Below are 23,944 nucleotides of genomic sequence, written 5' to 3'. Positions count from 1 at the left end.
GTCGTCGGCGCAGCGGACTGGTCCGTTCGCCGGGTCGGGTTCGCGGTGTCCGTCGCGTTCCGGCCGAGCGGACGCGGGTTGGCATCGGGGGCGGGGTGTGGTGGGGTACCGGATGGTCTTGCGGGGAGGTGAGCTGGTGGCGGAACCGGCTTTGCTGGAGGTGGCCGGTGTGACGCACCGGTACGTCCAGGTCGGAGGTTTGCGGGTGCACGTCGCCGAGGCGGGCGACGGCCCACCGCTGGTGCTGCTGCACGGCTGGCCGCAGCACTGGTACCTGTGGCGCCACCAGATCCCGGAGCTCGCGAAGCACTACCGGGTCATCGCCCCCGATCTGCGCGGACACGGCTGGACCGACGCCCCGGCCACCGGCTACGACAAGGACAACCTCGCCGCCGACCTGATCGGCCTGCTCGACGCGCTCGGGCTCGACCGGGTCCGGCTGGTGGGCCACGACTGGGGCGGCTGGGTCGGGTTCCTCGCGTGCATGCGCGCGTCGGAGCGGTTCGAGCGGTTCCTCGCGCTCAACATCGCCCACCCGTGGCCGTCGATGTCGCCCGCGGCGGTGCGCTCGCTGTGGCGGTTCTGGTACCAGGTCGTGGTGGGCTCGCCGCTGGGCGCGCTGCTGATCCGGCGGACGCCGTTCATCTCGCGCGGCGTGCTCGGCACCATCAAGGGCGGCGCGCTGTCCCGGCGGGACCGCGCGGCGTTCGCCGAGCGCTGGCGGATTCCCGCGCGGGCCAGGGCCTCGGTGGCGTTGTACCGCACGTTCCTGCTGCGGGAGCTGCCGCAGGTCCGCCGCGGCAAGTACCGGCGCACTCCGATGTCGACGGAGGCGCGGTTGGTGTTCGGCACCGCGGACCCGGCGATCTCCCCGAGCCTGTTGGAGGGCTACGAGCGGTACGCGGAGCGGATGGACCTGCGCTGGGTCCCCGGCGCCGGCCACTTCATCGTCGACGAGCAGCCCGAACGCGTGCTCGCCGAGATCCAGGAGTTCATGGCGGACTGATCCGCCCCCGCCGATTCGGGTCAGCGCCTCCCGCCCCGGTTCTTCCGGGCGCGGGAGGCGCTTCCTACCGTGCGGCGCGGGCTCGGCGCTGCCCGCCGGTCAGATCGCGGTGAAACCTCCGTCGGCGGTGAGCACCGTGCCGCTGATGTAGCCGGTGCGCTCGGAGGTCAGGAACAGCGCGGCTTCCGCGATCTCGGCCGGCTCGCCGATGCGCCGCAGCGGCATCGTCGGAGTCATCTGCTCGAACAGCTCGGCCCCGAGTTCGAGCGCCTTGTCGGTGCGGACCGGGCCGGGAGCGAGGGCGTTGACGCGGATCCACTGCGGGCCGAACTCGGCCGCCCACGTACGGGTCAGCGCGTCGACGGCTCCCTTCGAGGCGCTGTAGACGGCGCCGACCGGGGCGCCCGCGACCGCCGTGATGGACGAGACGTTGATGATCGTGCCGTGCCCGCGTTCCACCATGCTCGGGACGAGCGCGGCGGTGAGGAAGTAGGTGGCGCGCACGTTGACGTCGAACACCTGCTGGTACACGGCCGGCGTCTGTTGCGGGGTGGGGGTGTAGGAGGCGGTGGCCGCGTTGTTGACGAGCACGTCGACGTCGCCCGCCTCCTGGGCGAGGCGTGCGATGTCGTCGAGCTCGCCGACGTCGGCCGCGATGAACCGGCCCTTCCCGCCCGCCTGCTCGATGAGCCGCACGGTCTGTTCGCCGAGCTCCGCTCGCCTCCCGGTGGTGGTGACCGTCGCGCCCTCTTGCGCCAGCCGCACCGCGATCGCCCGGCCGATGCCGGAGGTCGCGCCGGTGACGAGTGCCTTCTTGCCTTCGAGTTCCTTGGTCGTCATGTCCGCGACGGTGGTCGCGTCCCCTCATCGGGACGTGAATCCGCCATGTACGGCCTGTTCAAGACGTGGCCGCGGCGCTCGCGCCGAAGAAGGTGCGCACGAAGCGCGGAGGAAGCCGGTAGCGGCCGAGCACGACCGGTTCGACGAGGTGCACGTCGGCCAGCGATTCCAGCATCGACTCGACGCCAGCGCGGTCTTCCCGCTGCCCCGCATGCCGGTGATGCCGACCGAGCCGGGCAGGGCCGCCACGAGCCGCGCGATCTCCCGTGCCCGGCCGGTGAAATCGGGCAGCTCCGGGGGTAGCCGGTCGGGCGCGGCGACGTGCTTCGCCGTGCCGTCGAGGTTCTTCCGGTGGACCTCGCGCAGCTCCGGGCCCGGCTCGATGCGGAGCTCCTCGTTGAGCAGCGTTCGCGCCTCGTGGAACTGGTCTAGCGCCTCCCCTTGCCTGCCGTCGAGGTAGAGCGCGTGCATCAGCAGGGCGCGTGCGTGCTCCCGCAGCGGGTTCGCGTGGACGTGGTCGCGCAACTCCAGGGCGTCGAGCTCGCGTTCGAGCCTGTCCTCCACGGCCTTGAGCCGCCGCTGGGTGAGCCTGACCCGCTGAGCGTCGAAGTACCGGCTGTGCAGGCCCTCCAGCGGTTCCCCCGTGCCGTCGTCCGCGGTTTCGGCCCGGACGGCGTAGCCGCCGTCCTTGCCCGCCAGTTCCAGTTCGGGCAGCAGCTTGCGGAGCTTGTAGACGTAGGTCCGCACCGCCATCACCGCGCTCGGCGGCGGGTCGTCCCACACCATGCCGATCAGCTGGTCGTTGCTCAGCCGGAGGCCGTTGTTGAGCAGCAGCGCCGCCAGGACCGCGCGCTGCTGGCGCGGACCCAGCGGGATCTCGTCGGCGTCGCGCCGAGCGCGGACCGACCCCATCAGGAAGAAGTGCAGGCTCATGCCACGGTGCAACGCCCCGCGCGTCCCGGTCGCTTCCCCGGCGGGGAACCGTGCGCCGTGGCACGAGCCGAGATGGGCCGCGCGGTCCGAGACCTGTCGACAAGGGGGGAGCCGTACCCGGTGCGGGTCACGCCGGGCCGGTGAGATCGCCGAGCCGGTCCCGCAGCGGCCCCGCCGCCGCGTCGCCGTGGTGGTCGAACAGCCGTACCGCCTCGGTCAGGTGCAGCCGTTCGGTCGTCGGATCTCGTCGTGCGGCGGCGAGATCGGCGAGTCCGCGGTGCGCGAGCGCCTGCCCGGTCGCGGATCCGAGTTCGGTCATCGCGGCCGCCCCGTCGTCGAGCGCGGTGGACGCTTCGGCGAGCGCACCGGCGGCGAGCAGCGCGGTGCCGAGCGCGATCCGGGCGCGCGCCGCGTTGAACGGGTCCACGTCGCGGAACTCCCGCAACCGGGATTCGGCGACGCGCACGTGATCGAGTCCGTCGCCGGCCGACGCTTCCGCCTGTCCGGCGAGCAGCAGCGCCAGCGCGGCCTCGCGCGGGAAGCCGAGCTCGCGGAAACCCGCTTCGGCGCGCAGCGCGCACGCGCGGGCCGTGGCCGGATCGCCTTGCGCCAGCGCGAGAACCGCTCGGGCGTCGTGTGCGTCGGTGCTGCCGAAGGCGTCCCCGGTGGCGGCGCACAGCTCGCCGCAGCGCTCCAGCAGCCGCGCCGACTCCGCCCACGCGCCCCGCCGGTGGTGCAGCGCCGCGAGCCTGCGCGCGGTGCTCGCTTCGCGTTCGGGGGCGTCGAGTTCGCGGGCCGCGGTGAGGCACAGCTCGTCGACGGTGCGCCAGTCCGCGTGGTGACCGCCGTACCGGAACAGCGGCCACAGCGCGTGCCCCAGCTGCCACGCCGTGGCGGGCAGGCGGTGCCCGACGGCGGCGCGCACCCCGCCGACCAGGTTGGCGCGTTCGGTCTCCAGCCAGTCCAGCGCCTCCCGGGGGCCGGTGAAATCAGCGGAATCCGGTGCGGGGTGGGTGAAGTCGTAGGCGGCGACCGGCAGGCGCGGGGCGCACAGCTCGGCGGCGGCGCGGGCGCGGCGGAGGTAGTGCTCGACGATCCGCACCACCACGTCGCGGCGCTGCTCGGCGGTGCACTCGGCTGCTGCGCGCTCCGCGGCGTGCGCGCGGATCAGGTCGTGGAAGCGGAAGCGGTCGGCGCGGACTTCCTGGAGCAGGTTCGCGCCGAGCAGCGCGTCCAGCGGTTCGCGCAGCGCGGTTCCGTTCCACCCGGCGGCGGCCGATGCGGCGGTCACGTGCAACTCCGGACCAGGGTGCAGGCCCAAGCGCCGGTACAGCTCTCGGGCCTGCGCCGGGAGTTCCTGGTACGACACGTCGAACACCGAACGCACCGACACCTCCTCGCCGCGCGGCGCCGGACCCGGGCGGCGCGGGAGTCCCGGCGGCTCGCCGATCGGCGGGCGCGGGATGTTCGTGGCGGCGTCGGGGAACGGAGCCGGATGGGTCGCGGTCCGGTGCGGCGGGTGCGCGACCGGTGGTTCCGGTCGTGGGCGGCCGGGGGCGGGGCGAGAACGTTGCGGTGAGTCCTCAGCTCCGGGCACGACGCGGATCACCCCCGTCCCGCACCGTACGCAGCACGCCGGTCGCCGCGATGCCCCCAAGCGAGTGGTCCCGCCGGAGTCGGCCGGGCCGAGGGCGCGGCACGCGCTGATCAGCAGCGGGCGGAGACCTCGATCAAGATCACCGGGTGCGGTGGCGGGCTGGGGTGCACTGGCGGCGTTGTCCCTGGGCAGCACAGTTACGATGGTGGGTCCGGACATCAGGTGAAAAGAGAGACGCGGTGCTGACTACTCCTCTGCCGACGCTGGAATGGACCGAGCGAGGCGAGCCGCGTTCCGCGATCTGGCGCTCGGAGAACGGTGCCGCCCCGCCGCGGCGCGTGCTGGTCGGCGACGACCGGGTGCGGGCCGACGACGCGCACAGCCAGGCGGCGGAGGGTACGGCCCTGCTGTGGCGCGGCGACTTCCACAACGCGCGCAACCTGCTGACCGCGATGGCGCGCCGGGTGGACCGCAAACCGCTGCCCGCGATGGACACCGTCGCCCAGACCTTCCACCGGCACCGCCAGCGCCAGGCGCAGCGGGCGCGGCTGCTGGGCATGGTGCTGATCCCCGTCGAGGCCGGTTGCGAGCTGTCGCTGCGGCGCGCGCCGGAGATCCGGGAGGCCTGCCTGGCCGCGGGGTGCCCGGCCGACGAGCCGTTCGTGCTGTCGCTGCGGGAACTGCTCGGGATCATCGGGGCGCACGAGTGGCGGCGCAACGGGATCGAGATCCCGGCGCTGGGGGCTCGGATCCACCCGCACTACGGGGTGTTCGCGCCGCAGCGCGCGGACTACGTGGAGCTGCTGGCCGCCGAACCGCTGCCGGAGACGGCGACCGCGTTCGACGTCGGCACCGGCACGGGCGTGCTGGCCTCGATCCTGGCGCGGCGCGGGGTGCCGCGAGTGGTGGCGACGGACCTGGACGACCGCGCGCTGGCCTGCGCGTCGGAGAACGTGCACGCGCTCGGGCTGGCGGATCGGGTCGAGGTCGCGGCGGCCGATCTCTACCCGGAGGGCAGGGCCGGGCTGGTGGTGTGCAATCCGCCGTGGGTTCCGGCGAAGCCGTCGGCCGCCTTGCAGCGCGCCGTCTACGACCCGGGCAGCCGGATGCTGCGGGGGTTCCTCGACGGGCTCGCCGCGCACCTGGAGCCCGGCGGGCAGGGGTGGCTGGTGCTCTCCGACCTCGCCGAGCTGCTGGAGCTGCGCTCGCAGGACGAGCTCATGAGCGCGATCGACGCGGCCGGGCTGGCCGTCGCGGGCCGCAGCGACGCACCGCCGCGGCACCCGAGGGCGGCGGATCCGACCGACCCGCTGCACGAGGCCCGTTCGGCGGAGACGGTGTCGCTGTGGCGGCTGGTGGCGCGGGACTGATCCGGTCGCGGTGATATGGAATCGGAGCGGCCGCCGAAAATCTCCGATTCTTCCGGGAGAAAAAGTAATTGTTCGGTGAATCACTCGGTTGGTCGTGCTGTTCCGGCGGGGTCGGGAGCTAGCCTCTGATCCAGTGTCGCCGGAGTCCGATTCGCCGCGGTTGATCGTCCGGAACGCAGTCGCGGCGATTTCTGGCGTTCGCCATGCGCCGGGAGCGATGCGCGGAACTCGGGACACGGCTCGCCCGTCACCGTTGACGTGGCCGGATCCAGCTCGGGGCGTTCAACCCCCGCGAAGCGCGCGCCGCTTCATCCGCTTCCTCGGCTGTTTCCGGGAAATCGTTCCACCGGGTTTCCGGCCCGGCCGAAGTGCGTGAGTAAGTCTCATTCACCAGAGGTGGCCATGCGAACGCGTGAATTGCCCCGGAGTCGACGTCCCGCAATGCGACCGAATCGTTTTCATCCTGCGCCGCGAATGCGCGTCGGCCCGCGAGCGGACGGATCGGAGAGATGAGCGGCGCCGAGCGGCGGGTCGTGCTCACCGGCATGGGAGTGCGGGCTCCCGGCGGCCACGCGACGGCGGGTTTCTGGGAGCTGCTCACCACCGACCGCACGGCCACCCGCACCATCACCGCGTTCGACCCCGCGCCGTTCCGCTCCCGGGTCGCCGCGGAGGTCGACTTCGACGCAGGCGCGGAGGGCTTCACCGCGCGCGACGCCGCCGAGTGGGACCGGGTGACCTCGTTCGCGGTGGCCTGCGCCCGCGACGCAGTGCGGGACAGCGGGCTGGACCTCGCGCGGCCGGACCCGGCGGAGGTGGCCGTGAGCATCGGCAGCGCCGTCGGCTCCACCATCGGCCTGGACCGCGACCACCAGCGGGTGTCCTCGTTCGGCTCGACCTGGCTCGTCGACCACGCGCTGGCCTCCCCGCGGTTGCGGGACTACCAGGTGCCCTCGGCCATCGCCCGCGAAGTGGCCTGGGACGTCGGGGCGGAAGGCCCCGTCGCGCTGATCTCCACCGGATGCACCTCCGGGCTGGACGCCGTCGGGCACGGTGCCGAACTGATCCGCGACGGGCGGGCCGAGGTCGTCATCGCGGGGGCCGCCGACGCGCCGATCTCGCCGATCACCGTCGCCTGCTTCGACGCGATCAAGGCGACGTCGGCGAACAACGCCGACCCGGCGCACGCGGCGCGCCCGTTCGATCTGCGGCGGGACGGGTTCGTGCTGGGGGAGGGCGCCGCCGCGTTCGTCCTGGAGGAGCGCGCCGCGGCACTGCGGCGCGGTGCTCGGGTGCACGCCGAGATCGCCGGATTCGCCGGGCGCTGCAACGCCTTCCACATGACGGGCCTGCGGCCCGACGGCCGCGAACTGTCTTGGGCGATCACCGCCGCGCTGCGCGAATCGGGGCTCGACCACGTCGACTACGTCAACGCGCACGGCTCGGGCACCAAGCAGAACGATCGGCACGAGACCGCGGCGATCAAGCGCAGCCTGGGCGCCGCCGCACACCGGGTCCCGATCAGCTCGATCAAATCGAAGGTCGGGCATTCGCTGGGCGCGATCGGGTCGATCGAGATCGCGGCCTGCGCATTGGCCTTGCGGCACGGCGTGATCCCTCCGACGGCGAACCTCGCCGAACCCGACCCGGAGTGCGACCTGGATTACGTGCCGGGCGATCCGCGCGAGGCGGAGCTGCACGCGGTGCTCAGCGTCGGCAGCGGCTTCGGCGGGTTCCAGAGCGCCGTGGTGCTGACCAGGGGGGACCGATGAGCCGGGGCGGTGCGGTGTGGGTGACCGGGATGGGAGCGGTAGCGCCCAACGGCATCGGCGTGGAGGACTACTGGGACGCGACGCTGCAAGGCCGCAGCGGGCTGTACCCGATCAGCCGGTTCGACGCCTCCGCGTACCCGGTGCGGGTCGCGGGCGAGGTGCTCGACTTCGACGCGGCCCGCTACCTGTCGCCGCGCCTGCTCGCGCAGACCGACCGCATGACGCGCTATGCGCTGGCCGCCGCGGACTGGGCGGTGGCCGACGCCGACGTGCGCCCCGGACTCGGCGCGGACCTGGGCGTGGTCACGGCCGCCGCCGCGGGCGGTTTCGAGTTCGGCCAGCGGGAACTGGGCAAGCTGTGGGGAGAGGGCCCGGACCGGGTCAGCGCGTACCAGTCCTTCGCCTGGTTCTACGCGGTGAACACCGGCCAGATCTCGATCCGCCACGGCCTGCGCGGCGCTTCCTCGGTGCTCGTCTCCGGGCAGGCCGGTGGCCTGGACGCGATCGCGCAGTCCGCGCGGATGGTGCGCAAGGGCACGAACTCGCTGGTGCTCACCGGCGGCTTCGAAGCCTCCGTGTGCCCGTGGGGCGTGGCCGCGCAGTCCGTGATGGGCGGTGCGAGCACCGAGCCCGATCCGAGGTGGGCGTACCGGCCCTTCGATGAGCGCGCCACGGGATCGGTGCCCGGTGAGGGCGGTGCGGCGCTGGTCGTGGAGTCCGCGGCGGGAGCGGCCGAGCGCGGCGCGCGGCGGGCGTACGGCCGGATCAGCGGGCACGCGGCGACGTTCGACCCGCCGCCGGGCAGCGGGCGGGGGCCGGGGCTGGCGCGGGCCATCCGGCTGGCCCTGCGCGACGGCGGGGTGCCTGCGGGCGCGGTGGACGCGGTGTTCGCCGACGCGGACGGCTCGCCCGACCGCGACCGGGTGGAGATCGACGCGCTCAGCGAGGTGTTCGGCGTGGCGGGCGTGCCGGTCACCGCGCCGAAGAGCATGACGGGTCGGCTGGACTCCGGAGGCGCGCCGCTGGACGTGGTCGCGGCGCTGCTGTCGTTGCGCGACGGTGTGCTGCCGCCGACGATCGGCGCCCGCTCGGTCCCGCCGGAGCTGGACCTGGTCTTGGACGCGCCGCGCGAACTGCCGCTGCGCACCGTGCTCGTGCTGGCCCGCGGGCAGGGCGGGTTCAACTCCGCGCTGGTGCTGAGCGCGGTGTGACGGGTCGAGCCGCGCCGGCCCCGGCGCGGCCGGGAAACGGGATTCGAGGAGGCAGTTGATGAGGTTGACGCAGGCCGACCTGGTGCGCGCGATCCGCGCCGCCGCGGGCGATTCCGAACTGGCCGATCTGGACGGCGACATCCTGGAGCTCCGCTTCGACGAGCTCGGGTACGACTCGCTCGCGCTGCTGGAAGTGGCGGCGACGCTGCGGCGTACCCACGGGATCACCGTTCCCGAGGACGCCGTCGTCGAGCTCGGCACGCCCGCCGAGCTGCTCCGGTTCGTGAACGAGGGGGTGCGTTGACGTGGCGCGCACGGACAACTCCGTGACGGTGCGGGCACCGCTGCCCCTGGTGTGGGACATGACCAACGACGTGGAGTCCTGGCCCGAGCTGTTCGCCGAGTACGCCCGGTCCGAGGTGCTGCGCCGCGACGGCGACACGATCGACTTCCGGCTCACCACCCGCCCGGACGCCGAGGGCCGGTCGTGGAGCTGGGTGTCGCGCCGGGTGCTCGACGTGCACGGGCGGACCGTGCGGGCGCGCCGGTTGGAGACCGGCCCGTTCGAGCGCATGGACCTGCACTGGACCTACCAGGAGGTCGAGGCGGGCACGGTGCTGCGCTGGGTGCAGGAGTTCACGATGCGCGCGGACGCCCCGTTCGACGACGCGGCGATGACCGCCCGCATCAACGCGATGACGCGGACGAACATGGACCGGATCAAAGCCGTCATCGAGAAGGCCGCCGGCGGAGCCGCCGCGTCGCGCTAGGCGGTCTTCGTCGAGCGGACGGCGCGTCGGGGCGGTGGCGGCTTCCTCGCTGCCCCCGGTCCGATGCGGCGCGGCGTCCTGAGGTGGCACGCACCTCTGCGCCTGGCATCGCCTTCTTCGCGAGGAAGCCGCTGGGATCCGCGATCCCGCGCGCCACCGCGGTGGTCCGGCCACCGCGGTCCGCTCAACGCTCCACAGTGGAGCTGACGATCAGGATGTGGTCCACCGCTGGTCGTGCGGGTCCGGCTTGTCGTCGGTCTTGAAGTTGCGGCGCAGCGAGACGCTGACCAGCTTCTCCAGCAGGGACAGGGCCTGCCCCAGGCGGTCGTCCGGTAGCTGGTCGACCAATTCGTGCAGCGTCGTTCGTTCTTCCCTCACGAGCGAGAGGGTAAGGGACCGAGATCGTCTCGCCGACATCGGACCCGGTATCGCCGCCGGTCGGGCATGGCGTGGGCGCCACTGTGGCCGGTCGGAAGTGCGGCGACGGGCTTTCGTGGTACGGAAAACGCGGCACTTGATCAGTCAAGATCTCGACGTCGTCCGGACCCGTCGCAGGTCGGCGGTGGTGCGGGGCGCCCGGTCGGCGAGAGGTCCACTATGGATCTTGATCAACTTCTCGCGGTTCGGCGTGCGAGGTCCCGCGTGCCGGTCGGATCTTCCGGCGGGATCGCTGCGTGCTCCCGAGGATTCCTCGTGGTTTCGCCGCCGTCGGTGTTGTGCAGTGGCGGCATCGAAATGTGCTCGCTGGTGATTCATTCCGCCGGGGAAGATGAATTTGCCGCGCTGCGGATGATGTTCGGATTCGATGGATGATGTTCCGATCTTGAAATCGATCAGCGGCCGTGGGGCGTGCGGCGAGAATGCGCGCGGGGTGAGATCAGGTCTGCGAGAAGCGCTGCATCTGTCCTGGTGAAGGCCATCTGTGGCGCATCGGCGCGACGGTCGCCGGAGAACGGCGAATCCGATTCGGACGGTCTCGCGACGGTATCTCGCAACCGTGATCCATCTCGTTCTCCGGCGGTTTTGATCCGAGGGTGTGACGGCCCTGGATTTCGGCGCTCCGCTGTGGTTAGCGTGGAACCGCGCGGAAGCGATCATCGCGGAAATCCCGGCCGGGAGCGGCGAAATGCGCCGCCGGACCCGGTGTGCCCGAAACCGGAACGACGACGCCGTCGTGGGATCTCCGCTCGATCCGCGCAGCGGGCGACCGCGCCCGCCATCGCATCGCGCCCCTGCCGCGATCCCCGCCGAGATCCGATCCGCGCCGAGCCGCCGCTCGCTCGGCCGGCTCGGCGCGGCGTGAGCGGGTGCGCAGTGCACCACCGGCGATCGCAGGAGGCTCGATGAGCGAGGACGTGGCCGGCCCGGACCGGCCCGGGGCCGTGGTGCGCCCGCGCCGAGCGGGTTCCGGGGCGTTCATGACCGCGATGGTCATCGACACCCTCGGCGCCGGGGTGTGGGTCACCTTCTCGTTGCTGTACTTCACCGATGGGCGCGGCATGGAGCTGTCCACGGCCGGTGCCGCGCTGAGCACGGGCTCGGTGACCGCGCTGGTGCTCGGCGGGCTGGCCGTCGGCACCTTCACCGACCGGTTCGGCCCGTACCCGGCCGCCACCCTGAGCTGCGCGATCCGCGCCCTGGTCTTCCCCGCGTACCTGTGGGCCGACACTCCGGTGGCGGTGGCGATGATCGCGTTCGGGGTGAGCCTCGGCGACCGCCTCTACTGGGCCGCCCACGGCGGTCTCGTCGCCGGGGTCGCGCGCGGCGAGCAGGCGCGTCGTGGAATGTTCGCGCTGCTCAACAGCTTGCGCACCCTCGGGTTCGGGCTCGGGGCGCTGGCGGTCGCGGTGGGCGCGGCGCTCGAAGACCGGGTGGGGCCGGTGTTCTGGACGCTGATCCCGCTGCTCAACGCGGTCGGCTTCGCGCTGTCCGGCTACCTGTTCTGGCGCCTCGGCGCCCGCGCCGTCCGGGTGCGCGAGCCCGGCGGTGAGCGGGGCGGTCGGGGTTATCGCGGGGTCTTCGCAGACGGGCGCTTCCTCGCGTTCACCGGGGCGACTCTCGCGCTCACCCTCGCCAGCGTCGCGTTCGACTCGATCCTGCCGATCTACCTGCGCTGGCTGGGCATGCCGCTGTGGCTGCCGCCGGTGGCGTACGTGCTCTCGTGCGTGGCGATCCCGGCGTTCCAGCCCGTCGCGCTGTGGTGGGGCCGGAGACGGGACCCGATGCGGTTGATGGCGCAGGCCGCGGTGCTGCTGGCGGTGGCGCTGGGCGGTTTCCTGGTGCTCGGCGGCTGCGGCCCGTCGACCGCGGTGGCGGTGATGGCGGTGCTGATCCTGCTGTTCAGCCTGGGCGAGGCGTTGTTCGGCGCCGTCGCGATGGTCATCGTGCTCGGATTCGCCGGCGGGGCGGACTCGGGGCGCTACGGCGCCTGCTACCAGCTGGTGTGGGGCGTGGCGGCGGCGATCGGGCCCGGCCTGCACACGCTGCTGTTCGCCGTGTCCGGCGCGGCGCCGTGGGTGGTGCTGTCGATCGCGCTGTCGGGGGCGGCCCTCGTCTACGAGCACTTGGCCCGGACCGCGAAACCGGTCGTCGAGGACCGCCCCGCTCGGGTGGACGTGGCGTCGCGGTGATTTCCGCGTCGAGGCGAGGAGTTCCGTCAGCGCCCTTCGCGGACGAGACCGGCGATCTCGACCGGGGCCACGACCGCGAGCGCCGCGGCCACGTCGGCTCTGCCGTGCGCCGCTATCAGCACGTCCAGGTGGGAGGCGGCGACATCGGGGTCCTGCGGGGCCTGCTCGTCGACCAGCCAGCGAACTTGATCGACCAATCCGTCGTGCATCGCACACTCCCTGCGTCGTCGATGAGGCACGGGTGTGACCACCGTTCGGGATCGGCATGACGGTCCCCCGCGCCGGACCCACCCTTCGAGTGGACTTGATGCGAATTCCTTGACCGGAAGCCGGAAATCTGGAGCCGGACGGCGGATCGAGGTCGATCAGCGCGGGCGCGGTGGCGTCGAGAGCAGTGCCGTCCCTGCGGTGTCCGCTCGCGCCGCAGGGGGCGGGTGGTTGCCGCCGCGGCCGGATGTCCAGGTGGATGAGCGCGGATGCTCCGTGCGCACCAGGGCATCCGGTGATCATCGCGGTAATGTCCCGGCCGAGCGCCGCGGCGGATCGTGCCGGGGCACCGGAAGCTGCGAGGACCCGCCCTGATGAGCAACCACTGTGGCCCGACTGCGCGACGGATGCGCGCGCTGGCGGCGATCGGAGCAGGCGCGGTCGTGCTCGCCGCCTGCGGCACGACGACGGGTGCGGGGGACTCCCCGGCCGTCCGGCCGGTGTCGGCGACCCAGGACACCGCTCCCGCGCTGTCCGTTCCGCCGGCCGACGGCGTGCTGGACTACCAGCTCGGCGGCGCGTACCCGCCGCCGGAGGGCGTCACGGTGGTCGCGCGGGACAGCACGGCGGAACCGGCGCCGGGACTGCACAACATCTGCTACGTCAACGGTTTCCAGTCCCAGCCCGGCGATCGGGAGCTGTGGCTGGACGAGCGCCGGGACCTGGTGCTCTCCGGGCCCGACGGCGAACCGGTGAGCGATCCGGGCTGGCCCGACGAGCTCATCCTGGACACCTCCACCGAGCAGCACCGCACCCGCCTCGCCGAGATCATCGGCGAATCCGTCGAGGGCTGCGCGGCGCGCGGGTTCGACTCGGTGGAGCTGGACAACCTGGACTCCTACAGCAGGTCCGGCGATCTGCTGACCGAGGACGACAACCTGGCGATGGCGAAGCTGCTCGCCGACGTCGCGCACGGCTCCGGGCTCGCGGTGGCGCAGAAGAACTCCGCCGAGCTCGGCGCCCGCGGCAAGGACGAGGCGGGATTCGACTTCGTCGTCACCGAGAGCTGCCACCGCTGGGAGGAGTGCGGCGACTACGCGGCGGTCTACGGCGCCGGCGTGCTCGACGTCGAATACGCCGACGACCTGCGCGGCACGTTCCCGGAGGTCTGCGCCGACCCGCAGACCCCGGCGACCACGACCCTGCGCGATCACGACCTGGTCGGTCCGGACGATCCCGCCCACGTCTTCGACCACTGCTGAACCCCGCCCCACCGCGGCATATTCCGGGGGCTGGTTGGGCCGAGCGGGTGGCTCCGGTGCTCCGCGCGAGTGGATGATCGAAATCCGGGCCGCACTTCTTGCAGAATCGTCGATCGTGAGTACAGGTGACGGCGAACGGCTCCTCCAAGGTGCGGGCACGCTCATCGCGTTCCACCGCGACGATCGGCTGATGACCGCGGGCGAGCCGGCGACCGACGTGCTGCTCATCGGGCAGGGCCTGGTCAAGATCGTGCTTCCGGACGCCGAGGGCGGGCAGCCGGTGGCGGGGGTGTCCGGGCCGGGCGATCTGCTCGGGGAGATGGGTGCCGTGCACGCGCGGCCCCGCACCGCGAGCGTCGTCGCGTTGAGCGCGGGGCACGCGTGGCGGGTGTCGGCGGAGGTGTTCCGCGACATGCAGGACCGCCCGGCCGTGCGCGACCTGCTCAACGAGACGTGGCGCAAGCGCCAGGAGAACTTCGACGACCGCCAGGTCGCGCAGAGCCGCGGTGTGCTGACCAGGGTCGCGCTGCACCTGCTGAAGTGGGCGGAGCACTTCGGCAGGCCCACCGGCTCCGGGCGGCGGGTGGACGGGTTGACGCAGCAGGACATCGCCGGGGTCGTCGCCGCCTCGCAGAAGCAGGTCGAATCGGCGCTGAAGGGGTTGCGCCACGCCGGGCTGATCAGCACCGGCCGCCGGACGTTCACCGTCCTCGACGCCCCGGGCGTGCGAGATCTGATCCGCGGCAACCGGAGCGATCACTAGTTCTCCCGGATATGGGGGAGAACGGCTCCGGTGCGCGCTCCAGACTGTGTGACTTCACGTAGTCACCCATCTGGAGGTATGCAGTGTCGCTGGTCCCTGAGAATCGCACGCTGTTCGCCGTCGACGTGGTCGAGTCCGCGAGCAACCGCGGGTACCACACCGAGGCGATCGCACCGGCCGTCGACGGCCTGGTGGACACCGCGTTGCACCACGGCGGCCTCGGCGCGGCGGACGTGCTCGACCGGGAATCGACCGGAGACGGCGTGCTGCTCACGCTGCCCGGCTCGCACCTGGGCTCGGTGCTCGACGCCGCCGAGTACCTGGATCGGGCCGCCGCCCGGCGCAACCGGCTGAGCAAGCCGGAGATCCGGCTGCGCATCGCCGTCGACACCGGCCCGGTCGGTGTCGTCCCGGGCTACTACCCGGCGAAGACGGCGCTCACCCGGATGCTGGACGCGCCCGCGTTCAAGGAGCTGATCGCGCGCTGCCGCGAGATCGGCGACTCCGACGAGGTGAACACCGCGCTGATCGTCTCCGATCACGCGAAGCGGATCGCCTTCAGCGGCGACCACCTGCGGGTGCTGCGGGAAGGGGAGTTCAGCCGGTTCCCGGTGCGCAACAAGGAGTACGCCGCTGAGGCGTGGGTGCGGGTCGCCGACTTCGACGCGCGCAGCGTCGCGGCCCACCTCGCGACGCTCGCCGCCGAACCCGAACCCGAACCCGAACCCGAACCTGAACCCGAACCCGAACCCGGAGCCGAGACCGGAGCCGAGACCGGCACCGTCGGCTCGCACCAACTGCCCGAGGTGTCGCAGCAGTTCGTGAACACGGTCCACGGCAACGTCCAGGAGTCCTTCCAGGCCGGTGTGGTCTACGGCGACGTCCACAACGGACGTCCCCGATGATCGGGCCGCCGAACGCCGCGCCCGCTCAGTTCACCGACGGCCGGGTGCCGATCGAGAGGCGGTTGAAGGTGTTGATCAGGGTGATCGTCCACAGCAGGTGCGCCAGCTGGGACCGGTCGAAGTGCTCCTCGGCGGGCCGGTAGTGCTCGTCGGGGACCTGCCCGCCGGACAGCCGCGTCACGGACTCGGTGAGCAGCAGCGCCGCCCGCTCGTGCCCGGCGAACCGCGCCGACTCCGCCCAGGTGGGCAGTTCCGCGAGGCGCTGCTCGGTCTCCCCGTTCTCGAGGGCTAGACGCGAGTGCAGCATCGTGCAGAACTCGCACCCGTTGAGCTGCGAGGCGCGCAGCCGCACCAGTTCCAGCAGGATCGGGTCCAAGCCGGATTCCTGGGCGTCGGCACCGGATTCCGCCGCGAGCCGGTGCAGGGCGCTGAGGTGCTGCGGCGTGATCTGATCGAGGTCGAGGCGGGTCGCGCTGGACGTGGTCATCGGATTCCCCCTGGGGTGCTGGTGAGCGAGTGCTCGTTGGCGAGCGCAGAGACGGTGCGGCGGCACACCTTCCCGGTGGGGGCCAGCGGCAGTTCCGGCAGCACCACCAGGAGTTCGGGCAGCTTGCGGCGTTCCAGCCCGCGCTCGGCTTCGAGGAACGCGGTGAGCTCGGGCAGCGTGGGCTCGGCGGTGCCGGGGGTGTGGCACAGGCAGGCGCACAGGCGTTCGCCGAGGTCGTCGTCCGGCACCCCCACGCAGGCCACGTCGACGACGGACGGATGCGCCGCGATCTCGCGTTCGACCTCGGCGGGGCTGATGTGGAAGCCGCCGCGGGACACGACCTGGCGCAACCTGCCCAGCACGTGCAACCGGCCGAACTCGTCGATCACGCCGCGGTCCCCGCTGCGCACCCAGCCGTCGGAGGTGCGGTAGCGGGCGTCGAGGTCGGGATCGGCGACGTAGCTCAGCGGCGTCATCGGGCCGCGCGCGAGGATCTCGCCGCTCGTGCCCGCGGGCACGTCGCGCTCGGCCTCGTCGACGACGCGGATCTCCGCGACCGACGGGTCGGGGAACCCGGCGCCGGGAGCGTCGGGGGCGCGGGCGGTGTGGCAGTTGATGCCGTCGGAGGACCCGTACACGCTGATCACGGGAGCTCCGAAGCGTTCCGCGGCGGCCCGGCGGGTCACCTCCGACAGCGGGGCGGCGCTGGAGACGACGGTGGTGACGCTGGAGACGTCCTCGGCCGGGACCGGCGGGTGATCGGCGAGGCGGCGCAGCATCGTCGGCACCCCGAACACGTGGGTGGGGCGGTGCCGGGCGACCAGTTCCAGCGCCGCGGCCGTCTCGTAGCGCTCGGCCAGCACGAGGGTCGCGCCCAGCGCGGCGACCGCCACGTGGGTCGCGCACGAACCGTACGAGGAGGCCAGCGACATCAGCATCAGCGCCCGCATCGGCCGGTCCGGCCGCACCGCCTCCGCGAGGGCGCGCACGTAGTTCGCGCGGCCACCGCACATCGCGTTGTGCGAGTAGGCGATCATCTTCGGTTCCGCTTCGGAGCCGGACGTGACGAGGATCCGCACCGGTGCTTCGGCGTCCTGCGGCCGGGCGGCCCAGCGAGCGGGCGGGGCGTCGTCTAGCGAGCGCGGCCCGGATTCGCCTGCGCCGAACGTGAAGATCCGGCGCAGGCAGGGGAGAGCGCGCGCGTCCTCGGCGTCGTCGACGGTGCCGAAGATGGCCGCCGCCGCGCGGGATCGGCCCAGCAGGCTGCGGGTGTCCTTGCTGCCCCGGCCCGCCGGGTAGGCGAGCACGACCGCGCCGACGGCGGCGACGGCGAGTTCGGCGACGACCATGCGCCGCCCGTTGGGCATCCGGATGCCGACGATGTCGCCTGGGCCGATGCCCGCCTCGGCGAGCGCGGCGGCGATCCGGTCGACCTCGCGGTCCAAGCCCGCGTAGTCGAGCACCCCTCCGGTGGCGTCGATGACGGCGTCCCGGTGCGGGTGGGCGGCGACCCGCTCGCGGAACAGGGCGTGCACGTCGCGGTCCGGGCAGTGCCCGGCGCGCACCCAGTGCTCGCGGAGCTCTGGTGGGACGAGGTCACCGATCGGGAGGACGGTCTCGGGCATCGGGTCGTGGGTCATGAGAACTCCCAAGGGGGCAGCGGGAACAGGTGCTCGGCGCGGCCCAGCGCGGCGCGGAACCGGTCGTCGGTCGAGAGCGAACGCAGGTCCGTGCACACCGGGGTGAGGTCGACGCCGACCTCCGCGCCCCGGCGCGTCCAGATCTCGGTGCGCCGCGTTCGGCACCGGTCGACGAGGTCGCCGGCTTCGGAATCGAACACGGCCTTCGCGATGTCGGGTCCGATCTCCCGCGGCAGCACCAGGAAACCGTCCTCCGTCCGAAGTGGACCCGACCACGGCGCGGGCCGTCGTGCCGGCCGGGGCACGAGGCTCGCGGCGGACAGCAGCGACGTGTCCACTCGCGATCCCTCACCGGTGCGCACCCGCCGCAGCAGGCCCTCCAGCACGCCCCAGGCGCACGCGAGGCCGCCGAGCACATCGGTCAGCGTCATCAGCGAGGGCGCGGCGGGCGTGCCCGGCGGGGTCAGCGCCGCGGCCAGCCCGCTGCCCGCCTGCACGAGGAAATCGGTGCCCAGCGGCGGATTCGGCCCCGCCGCGTCGCCCCAGCCGGACGCGTGCGCGTAGACCAATCCGGGACTGGCGCGCACCAGGTCGTCGGCGTCCAAGCCGAGCTGCGCGGCCTTGCCCGGCGCCCAGTTGTGCACGAACACTTCCGCGCCCGCCACCAGGTCGTTCAGCTCGCGGCGCCCGGCGGCCGACTTGATGTCCACCTCCACGGTCCGCTTCCCGTCGTTGAGCGAGCGGTAGCGCACCGAGCAGTCCCCGGCCATCGGCGGCAGCCCGCGCATCGGGTCGCCGCCCGGAGGTTCGACGCGGATCACCTCCGCGCCGAGCATCCGCAGCACGTGCCCGGCCACCGGCCCCTGGATCCGCCGGGTCGACTCGACGACGACGAACCCCTCCAGCGGCGCACCGGCCGGAACGCCCCAGTCCCGCGCCGGCGCGGCGGGCAGCGGAGCGCTGGTGCCTGCCGCGACCTCCCAGGGCGAGGACGGGTCCTCGCGCACCGGCAGCACCGCGACGCCGGAATCCGCCGCCGCCGCGCGCACCTCGGCGTACCGGGTGCGACCGATGACCTCGTGCAACTCGGCGGGCAGCGCGCAGCGCGCGGTGCCGAAGCGCTGCTGGAACGGCCACCACCCGTGCGCGATGGCGGGCTTGTCCGCGCCCAGCGCCCGCCAGAAGCGCAACCACGGTTCCGCGTCGAGCGTCTCCAGCTCGCAGCGGACCCCGTCGGAGGTGGTGAACGGCGGGCGCACACCCTCCGGCCGCTGCGGGTCGTCGTCGGGGTCGACGTCCGCGACCGCGAGGTACTGCTGCACGCTGAGCAGCGCGGCCTGCGCCACCGACGTGCGCACCTCGGTGCGGTGGGCCCCGCGAGCGCGGGCGATCGCCGCGGCCAGCGTGCCCTGCGCCGCCAGCACTCCGGCTACGACCGACGCGTAGTCCACGCCCAGCGCGACGGGGAGTCCGGCGGCCCGGCCGTGCACGTGCATGATTCCGCAGGCCGCCTGGACGGCAGCCTCGTCGGGAAGCGGTGCCCGCACCGGCCCGGACCAGTCGATCCCGCAGCGCGCGGCGTCGTCGGGGACGGCCGTGGTCAGCCGCGCGTGGACGTCCGCGGCGACGTGCGCCACCGCGCGGTCCGACACCGGGGCGGTGCTCATCGCCCGGCCTTCCGGCCGTGCACCGAGTACATCAGGCTCGACGCCGCGCGGAACTCCGGATGCAGCATCACGGCCCGCACCCGCACCAGCTCGGCCTCGGTCATCCCCGCCGCCAGCAGCCCGTCCCGCATGTGGTCGAGGCGGTGCACGAGCAGCCGCAGGTCCGCGGAACCCCGGTGCCGCAGCTGCACGTGCGGCCTCGGGTCCACGTCGACCAGACCGGCGCGGTGCATCGCCAGCGGAACCCGCCGCCCCCACTCCTCGTCCACCCCGGCGGAGCGCATCACGACGGCCTTCGCGGTGAGGAACTTCTCGTAGAGCAGGGCGGAGTCCTCGTCGGCGGCCAGCAGCAGCGGTTCGTAGGAGGTGTCGAACTCGTCGATCTGCAACCAGCCGCCGGGTTTCAGCGACCGCGCCAGCTTGGCCAGCACCGCCTCCCGCTGGGGCAGGTGCCGCAGCACCAGCCGGGCCACCACCAGGTCGAAGCTCTCCACCGGCAGCGGATCGGTCACCACGTCGTGCTCGCGCACCACCAGGTTCCCGCGCGACTCCCGCATCGGCCGCAGGTCGGTCATCAGCACGCTTCCCGTGGGCGCGACCCGATCCGCCAGCCACACCGACACGTCACCCGCGCCCGCTCCCACTTCGAGGCAGCGCCACCCGGCACCGACACCGGTCTCGGCCAGCCGCGCCAAGGTGAGCGGGTCGTGTGCCGCGCTCAGGCAGCGGTGCCAGTCCTCCTCGTGCACGTGCCGGTCGTCGAACACGTAGGTGCAGGTCACCACCCGCCCCTTTCTCCTTCGTCGAAGCCGATTCACAGGTGGCCGTCGGCCGATTCGCAGTGGTGCCACGGCGAGGACGGCGATCTCGCGCGGCGCGGCGGCTCCGAAGACCGGCACCGCGGCCGGAGCACTGCCACCAGGCCCCCGCGCCGCCTCCGGGCGGATCTAGGTCCAACGTCCGGTACCAGGCCGGTCCGTGTCCCCCGTGAGCTGTTCGAGTAGCAGCGCTCGCCGCACCTTGCCGGTGCCGGTGCGCGGTACCTGCTCCCACGTCAGCGGCACCGGTTCCTGCATCGTCGGCAGCCCGCGGATCGCCCGGCGCCAGGCACCGGTCGGGAGCGTCCCGTCGGCGGTCACCACCACCGGCAGCGGCGGCTCATCCGTCCTCCCGAGCACCACGCACTCCTGCGCCTGGGGGATCCGGTCCTCCAGGACGTCCTCGGTCTCCAGGCAGCTCAGCTGCGGGGTCCGGTCCACTTCGCGGTCCAGCAACGAGACGTGGCCGTCGCGGTGGTGCACGCCGATGTCGCCGGTGTTCCACCACGGGCCGCGCCGCTTCGCCTCCCAGCGCTCCGATTCACCGGGGTAGTCCAGGCAGCGCGCGGCGGTGCGTGCCAGCACCAGGCCGGGATGGCCGCGCCGGACCGGTTCGAAGGTGTCCGGGTCCACCACGCGCAGCCGGGTCCGCCCCGGCACCGGCCAGCCCAGGTGCCGCGCGGAGGAGCCCTTCACGCCGGTGAGCGAGCGCCGGGTGTGGAAGCGGAAGGTCAGCGGTCCCGTCTCCGTCTGCCCCCACCCCTGCATCCACAGCGGACTCCGGTGGGCGGAGGCGTTCAGGAAGGTGCGGACGGTCGGCGGGTGCACCGCGTCGTAGGTGCTGATGAACAGCCGCACCCGCCGGAACGGGTTGTCCAGCCGCTCGGTCAGCGGCCGGAACCCCACGTACGCGGCGGGCAGCGCCTCCACGATCGTCGGCGGGTGGGCGCGCAGCATCGGATCGGCCAGGTCCGGCTCCGGGCGGCTGAGGATGACCAGGTCCCGCGGCGCCATGCTCAGCGCCACCGCGGTCCAGCAGAACGTCCGCCCGTGCGCGTAGGAGCTCGCGTTGACCACCGTGTCGTCCGGGCGCACCCCGATCCGCGGCATCCGGGTCGACTCGAACCGGGCCAGCTGCCCGATGATCGTGCGCGTGGAGTGCGCTACGAGCTTCGGCACGCCGGTCGTGCCGGAGGTGTGGTTGATCACCAGCGGGTCGTCGTCCGGGCGCAACCGGGGTGCGGGCGCGGGCTGCCCGCGCACGTCGTCCAACGACAGCGCGCCCGGCGCGTACCCGTCGAGCAGCAGGGTGGCGCGTGCCGCGGAGACCAGGTCGAGCCCGTCCTCCGCGCAGCTCGCGGCCACCCCGCCGGAGGTGACCAGCACCGCCGCGTCCAGCCGCTTGAGCAGCTGCTCCAACGCGGCCGTCGACAGGTGCGCGGAGATCTGCGCGGGGATCGCGCCGACGCGCACCGCCGCGCACGCCAGCAGGTCGTAGTCCCAGTGGTTGTCCTTCACGATCGCCACCCGGTCGCCCCGCCCGGCCCCGGCCGCCGCCAGCCACCCCGCCGCGGTGCGCACCAGTTCGGCCAGCTCGTCCACCGCGTACGTCGACCCGCCGTCCGGTGCGATGTCGAACGGCCGGTCCAGGCGCACCGTGGTCGCGGTGTGCCGCCGCGCGCACTCGTCGAACAGGACACCCATGTCATGCGGTTTCAACGCGTCGGCTCCTAGCCTGGGTCGGGATGCTCAGCGGTGCGTGCAGCCTGCTCAGCACGCGCGAGGCGGCGAGCGCGCCCGCGCGCACGGCGCCTTCGCTCGCGGGGCGCAACATCACCCAGTCCCCGGCGTAGTCGACGGGGCGCAGGCGGCGGGCCATGAACCGGGAGCGCAGCCCCAGCGCGGCGGGCGTGGCCTCCGGCAGACCGTGCGGGTGGCGGTGCACGAAGTTGCGGCGGTTCGCCGCGGGCAGGTCGGGAAGGTACCGGGCCGCGGCGCCGGTGAGCCGGGCGATGATCTCCTCGTCGGGCAGGCCCAGCAGGTCCGCGGTGGTCGCGGGGTTCGGCATCAGGGTCAGCAGTCCCGCCCCGGCGGGCGCCCGGTCCGGGTGCTTCTGGTGGTCGAACAGGATCGCCGAGAGCACGTCCTCCTCGGCCTGCGAGGTCAGCAGCACGTACGGCGGGGCACCGGCGGCCGGTGCCAGCGGCCGGTCCAGCAGGCAGCTCACCTTGAGCGCCGGGGTGAACGAGCACGCGCGCAAGAAGTCGCCCTCCGCTTCCGGTGCTCCCGGGTGCAACCGGGCCGCCACCGGCGCGGGCACGCACAGCAGCACCGCGCGGGCGGTGATGCTCTCCGAGCCGACCCGCAGCCGGGCCGAGTTGCCGGTGGACACGACCTGGTGCACCTCCTGCCCGGTCCGCACGTCGAGCCGGCTCGCGAGGCGCCGCGCCAAGGTGTCCATGCCGCCGCGGTAGGTCCGCCAGCTGGAGGCGTCGCCGACGGCCAGCAGCAGCGACAGCATCACCGCCGCCGAGGACCGCTCGGTGTCCCAGCCGAAGAAGGTGCCCGCCACCGGCTGCAGCAGGTAGTCGTGCACGTCGGGGTGGAAGCGGCGCGCGAACTCGGCGACCGTGGTGTCCGCCAGCGGGGTCCGCTGCGGGTCGTCGGTGTCGAACTCGCCGCGCCGCCGCGCCAGCCACAGCTGGAACTTGGCCAGGTCGACCCTGGCCAGTGGGGAGAGCCCGGCGCCGGTGAGCAGGCCGCGCGGATCGGCGACCCCGGCGTGCGCCCGCCCGTCCCGCCACATCGCGATCGGGCTCTTGATCAGCGGGACCTCGTGCTCGGGAATCCCCAGCCGTGCCAGCAGTTCCCACGTCGCGCGGTAGCCGCGCGGGGAGAGCTGCTCGGCTCCGGCGTCGATCGTGTAGCCGTCGACCCGGACGCTCGCGGTCCGGCCGCCGACGTGCGGGGCGGACTCGTACACGCGGACGTCGAGACCGGCGCGGGAGAGCTCGGTCGCGGCGGCGAGCCCCGCCATGCCCGTTCCGACCACCGCGACGTCCAGATCGGTGCTCATCGGGCGAGCCCCCCGACGAGTCCGAGGGTGATCAGCAGGTTCGCCACGACCAGCAGCAGCACGTACGTCCGGTGCACCCGGAAGCCGAGCCTGCGGGCGCGCATGATGTCGTGCGCCCGGAACCCGAGGTGGTACTGCCGGGCGCGCAGCGCGCTCGCCGGCAGCAGCACCACCACGAACCACCACGGCGCCACCCCGGTGAGCGAGGCGCCGAGCACCAGCAGGAACTCGCCGAGCGACAACGCGCCGATGAACAGGGCGTTGCCGCGCGCGGTGGTCAGCGCGGCCACCGTCGGGCGGCCGACGCCCCGGTCGCCCTCGACGTCGTTGGTGTTGGAGTAGACCCCGAACATGAGCGGCCCGAGGCCGAACAGGATCGCCTGCACCAGCAGGAAGCCGGAGAACTCACCGGTGGCCAGCCCGTACGGGGCGAGCACCAGGACGGTGCCCAGCGCGACCAGGAACGCCTCCTGGAAGCCGTGGTAGCTCAGCTTGAGCCCGTAGGAGTACTGCAAGGCGATCACATAGGTCACCGCGATCACCACGATCGTCCACATCGGACGGTGCGGGGCGAGCGCGACGGCCCCTCCCCACAGCAGCGCCCCGGCGGCCGCCGCGGCCCAGCCGAACCGCAGCGCCTCCCGGTCGGTGAGCGTGCCCGCGACCAGCGGCTTGCGCAGCTTCTTGCGCAGCGGATCGTTCGGCCCGTAGTTGGCGATGTCGCTGCCGTCGCGGAATCCGGTCACGTCGTCGAACGAGACCAGCGCGACGAGCGTGCACACCTCGCCGAGCAGGAACAGCAGCAGCATCGGCAGCGAACCGGCCCCCACCGCGGCCGGCGGCAGCACGGCGGCGGCGACCACCAGGATGCTCAGGTAGTAGTCGTAGACGTCGAGCTTGCCCAGCCGCGCGTAGCTGCGCGCCTTGCTCTCCGGCCTGCCTGCGTCGAGATGCCTCGGTCCGGCGTGCAGTTCGCTGGTCATCGTGTGG

The 23,944-nt window shown here is 73.1% G+C and carries 22 protein-coding genes; 10 read left to right on the top strand and 12 right to left on the bottom strand.

Annotated elements, in window-relative coordinates; translation table 11 throughout:
* The first annotated feature begins 136 nt into the window (after window positions 1-136).
* Window positions 137-1,006, top strand: coding sequence for an alpha/beta fold hydrolase (locus BJ969_RS14685; protein ID WP_184479482.1), 870 nt, complete (start codon window positions 137-139; stop codon window positions 1,004-1,006).
* A gap of 99 nt (window positions 1,007-1,105) precedes the next feature.
* On the opposite strand, the gene BJ969_RS14680 is transcribed toward BJ969_RS14685, so the two are convergent.
* The 3 genes from BJ969_RS14680 to BJ969_RS14670 form a co-directional block, all read right to left on the bottom strand.
* On the bottom strand, window positions 1,106-1,846 hold the full coding sequence (locus BJ969_RS14680) for an SDR family NAD(P)-dependent oxidoreductase (RefSeq protein ID WP_184479481.1): 741 nt from the start codon (window positions 1,844-1,846) through the stop codon (window positions 1,106-1,108).
* 24 nt (window positions 1,847-1,870) lie between these two features.
* Window positions 1,871-2,779: an AfsR/SARP family transcriptional regulator gene (locus BJ969_RS14675; protein WP_184479480.1), complete on the bottom strand. Its 909-nt coding sequence runs from the start codon at window positions 2,777-2,779 to the stop codon at window positions 1,871-1,873.
* A gap of 127 nt (window positions 2,780-2,906) precedes the next feature.
* On the bottom strand, window positions 2,907-4,166 hold the full coding sequence (locus BJ969_RS14670; protein WP_184479479.1) for a hypothetical protein: 1,260 nt from the start codon (window positions 4,164-4,166) through the stop codon (window positions 2,907-2,909).
* A gap of 452 nt (window positions 4,167-4,618) precedes the next feature.
* On the opposite strand from BJ969_RS14670, the gene BJ969_RS14665 reads away from it, so the two are divergent.
* The 5 genes from BJ969_RS14665 (at window position 4,619) to BJ969_RS14645 (ending at window position 9,499) form a co-directional block, all read left to right on the top strand.
* Complete coding sequence (locus BJ969_RS14665; protein ID WP_184485302.1) at window positions 4,619-5,746, top strand: methyltransferase; 1,128 nt, start codon at window positions 4,619-4,621, stop codon at window positions 5,744-5,746.
* A gap of 509 nt (window positions 5,747-6,255) precedes the next feature.
* Window positions 6,256-7,518 carry a beta-ketoacyl-[acyl-carrier-protein] synthase family protein gene (locus BJ969_RS14660; RefSeq protein WP_184479478.1) on the top strand — a complete coding sequence of 421 codons (1,263 nt, stop codon included), beginning with the start codon at window positions 6,256-6,258 and terminating at the stop codon, window positions 7,516-7,518.
* Window positions 7,515-8,729 carry a beta-ketoacyl synthase N-terminal-like domain-containing protein gene (locus tag BJ969_RS14655; RefSeq protein WP_184479477.1) on the top strand — a complete coding sequence of 405 codons (1,215 nt, stop codon included), beginning with the start codon at window positions 7,515-7,517 and terminating at the stop codon, window positions 8,727-8,729. The genes BJ969_RS14660 and BJ969_RS14655 overlap by 4 nt, the downstream gene beginning before the upstream one ends.
* Before the next feature lie 58 nt (window positions 8,730-8,787).
* Window positions 8,788-9,033, top strand: a complete 246-nt coding sequence (locus BJ969_RS14650) for an acyl carrier protein (protein WP_184479476.1) — start codon at window positions 8,788-8,790, stop codon at window positions 9,031-9,033.
* Window position 9,034: 1 nt separating this feature from the next.
* The gene (locus BJ969_RS14645) at window positions 9,035-9,499 is read left to right on the top strand and encodes an SRPBCC family protein (RefSeq protein WP_184479475.1); all 465 of its coding nucleotides are present in this window, start codon (window positions 9,035-9,037) and stop codon (window positions 9,497-9,499) included.
* Window positions 9,500-9,709: 210 nt separating this feature from the next.
* On the opposite strand, the gene BJ969_RS14640 is transcribed toward BJ969_RS14645, so the two are convergent.
* Window positions 9,710-9,877: a hypothetical protein gene (locus tag BJ969_RS14640; RefSeq protein WP_184479474.1), complete on the bottom strand. Its 168-nt coding sequence runs from the start codon at window positions 9,875-9,877 to the stop codon at window positions 9,710-9,712.
* 965 nt (window positions 9,878-10,842) lie between these two features.
* Between BJ969_RS14640 and BJ969_RS14635 the strand changes: the two genes are divergently transcribed.
* Window positions 10,843-12,129, top strand: coding sequence for an MFS transporter (locus tag BJ969_RS14635; protein ID WP_184479473.1), 1,287 nt, complete (start codon window positions 10,843-10,845; stop codon window positions 12,127-12,129).
* Window positions 12,130-12,155: 26 nt separating this feature from the next.
* On the opposite strand, the gene BJ969_RS14630 is transcribed toward BJ969_RS14635, so the two are convergent.
* Window positions 12,156-12,338, bottom strand: coding sequence for a hypothetical protein (locus tag BJ969_RS14630; protein WP_184479472.1), 183 nt, complete (start codon window positions 12,336-12,338; stop codon window positions 12,156-12,158).
* 372 nt (window positions 12,339-12,710) lie between these two features.
* Here BJ969_RS14630 and BJ969_RS14625 point away from each other — a divergent pair, with 372 nt between their 5' ends.
* From BJ969_RS14625 to BJ969_RS14615, 3 genes are all read left to right on the top strand, one after another.
* Window positions 12,711-13,598: an endo alpha-1,4 polygalactosaminidase gene (locus BJ969_RS14625; protein ID WP_246456800.1), complete on the top strand. Its 888-nt coding sequence runs from the start codon at window positions 12,711-12,713 to the stop codon at window positions 13,596-13,598.
* 115 nt (window positions 13,599-13,713) lie between these two features.
* A complete protein-coding gene (locus BJ969_RS14620; RefSeq protein ID WP_184479471.1) occupies window positions 13,714-14,361 on the top strand; it encodes a cyclic nucleotide-binding domain-containing protein in 648 nt (215 codons plus the stop codon).
* Window positions 14,362-14,444: 83 nt separating this feature from the next.
* Complete coding sequence (locus tag BJ969_RS14615) at window positions 14,445-15,266, top strand: nucleotidyl cyclase domain-containing protein (RefSeq protein ID WP_184486155.1); 822 nt, start codon at window positions 14,445-14,447, stop codon at window positions 15,264-15,266.
* 25 nt (window positions 15,267-15,291) lie between these two features.
* On the opposite strand, the gene BJ969_RS14610 is transcribed toward BJ969_RS14615, so the two are convergent.
* The 7 genes from BJ969_RS14610 to BJ969_RS14580 form a co-directional block, all read right to left on the bottom strand.
* Entirely contained in the window at window positions 15,292-15,753 is a 462-nt protein-coding gene (locus BJ969_RS14610; RefSeq protein WP_184479470.1) for a carboxymuconolactone decarboxylase family protein, read from the bottom strand.
* Window positions 15,750-17,393 carry a class I adenylate-forming enzyme family protein gene (locus BJ969_RS14605; RefSeq protein WP_184479469.1) on the bottom strand — a complete coding sequence of 548 codons (1,644 nt, stop codon included), beginning with the start codon at window positions 17,391-17,393 and terminating at the stop codon, window positions 15,750-15,752. Before BJ969_RS14605 ends, BJ969_RS14610 begins: the two co-directional genes overlap by 4 nt.
* Window positions 17,390-19,060 carry a CoA transferase gene (locus BJ969_RS14600; RefSeq protein ID WP_184479468.1) on the bottom strand — a complete coding sequence of 557 codons (1,671 nt, stop codon included), beginning with the start codon at window positions 19,058-19,060 and terminating at the stop codon, window positions 17,390-17,392. The genes BJ969_RS14605 and BJ969_RS14600 overlap by 4 nt, the downstream gene beginning before the upstream one ends.
* Window positions 19,057-19,845 carry a methyltransferase domain-containing protein gene (locus BJ969_RS14595; protein WP_184479467.1) on the bottom strand — a complete coding sequence of 263 codons (789 nt, stop codon included), beginning with the start codon at window positions 19,843-19,845 and terminating at the stop codon, window positions 19,057-19,059. The genes BJ969_RS14600 and BJ969_RS14595 overlap by 4 nt, the downstream gene beginning before the upstream one ends.
* Window positions 19,846-20,007: 162 nt before the next feature.
* A complete protein-coding gene (locus tag BJ969_RS14590; RefSeq protein WP_184479466.1) occupies window positions 20,008-21,582 on the bottom strand; it encodes a class I adenylate-forming enzyme family protein in 1,575 nt (524 codons plus the stop codon).
* A gap of 1 nt (window position 21,583) precedes the next feature.
* Window positions 21,584-22,954, bottom strand: a complete 1,371-nt coding sequence (locus tag BJ969_RS14585) for a protoporphyrinogen/coproporphyrinogen oxidase (protein WP_184479465.1) — start codon at window positions 22,952-22,954, stop codon at window positions 21,584-21,586.
* The gene (locus tag BJ969_RS14580) at window positions 22,951-23,937 is read right to left on the bottom strand and encodes a UbiA family prenyltransferase (RefSeq protein WP_184479464.1); all 987 of its coding nucleotides are present in this window, start codon (window positions 23,935-23,937) and stop codon (window positions 22,951-22,953) included. Before BJ969_RS14580 ends, BJ969_RS14585 begins: the two co-directional genes overlap by 4 nt.
* Between the last annotated feature and the right edge of the window lie 7 nt (window positions 23,938-23,944).

This window comes from Saccharopolyspora gloriosae (genome assembly GCF_014203325.1).
GTDB lineage: Bacteria > Actinomycetota > Actinomycetes > Mycobacteriales > Pseudonocardiaceae > Saccharopolyspora_C > Saccharopolyspora_C gloriosae.
The sequence above is the reverse complement of the archived record's forward strand: the minus strand, read 5'-3'. Positions and strand labels throughout refer to the sequence as shown.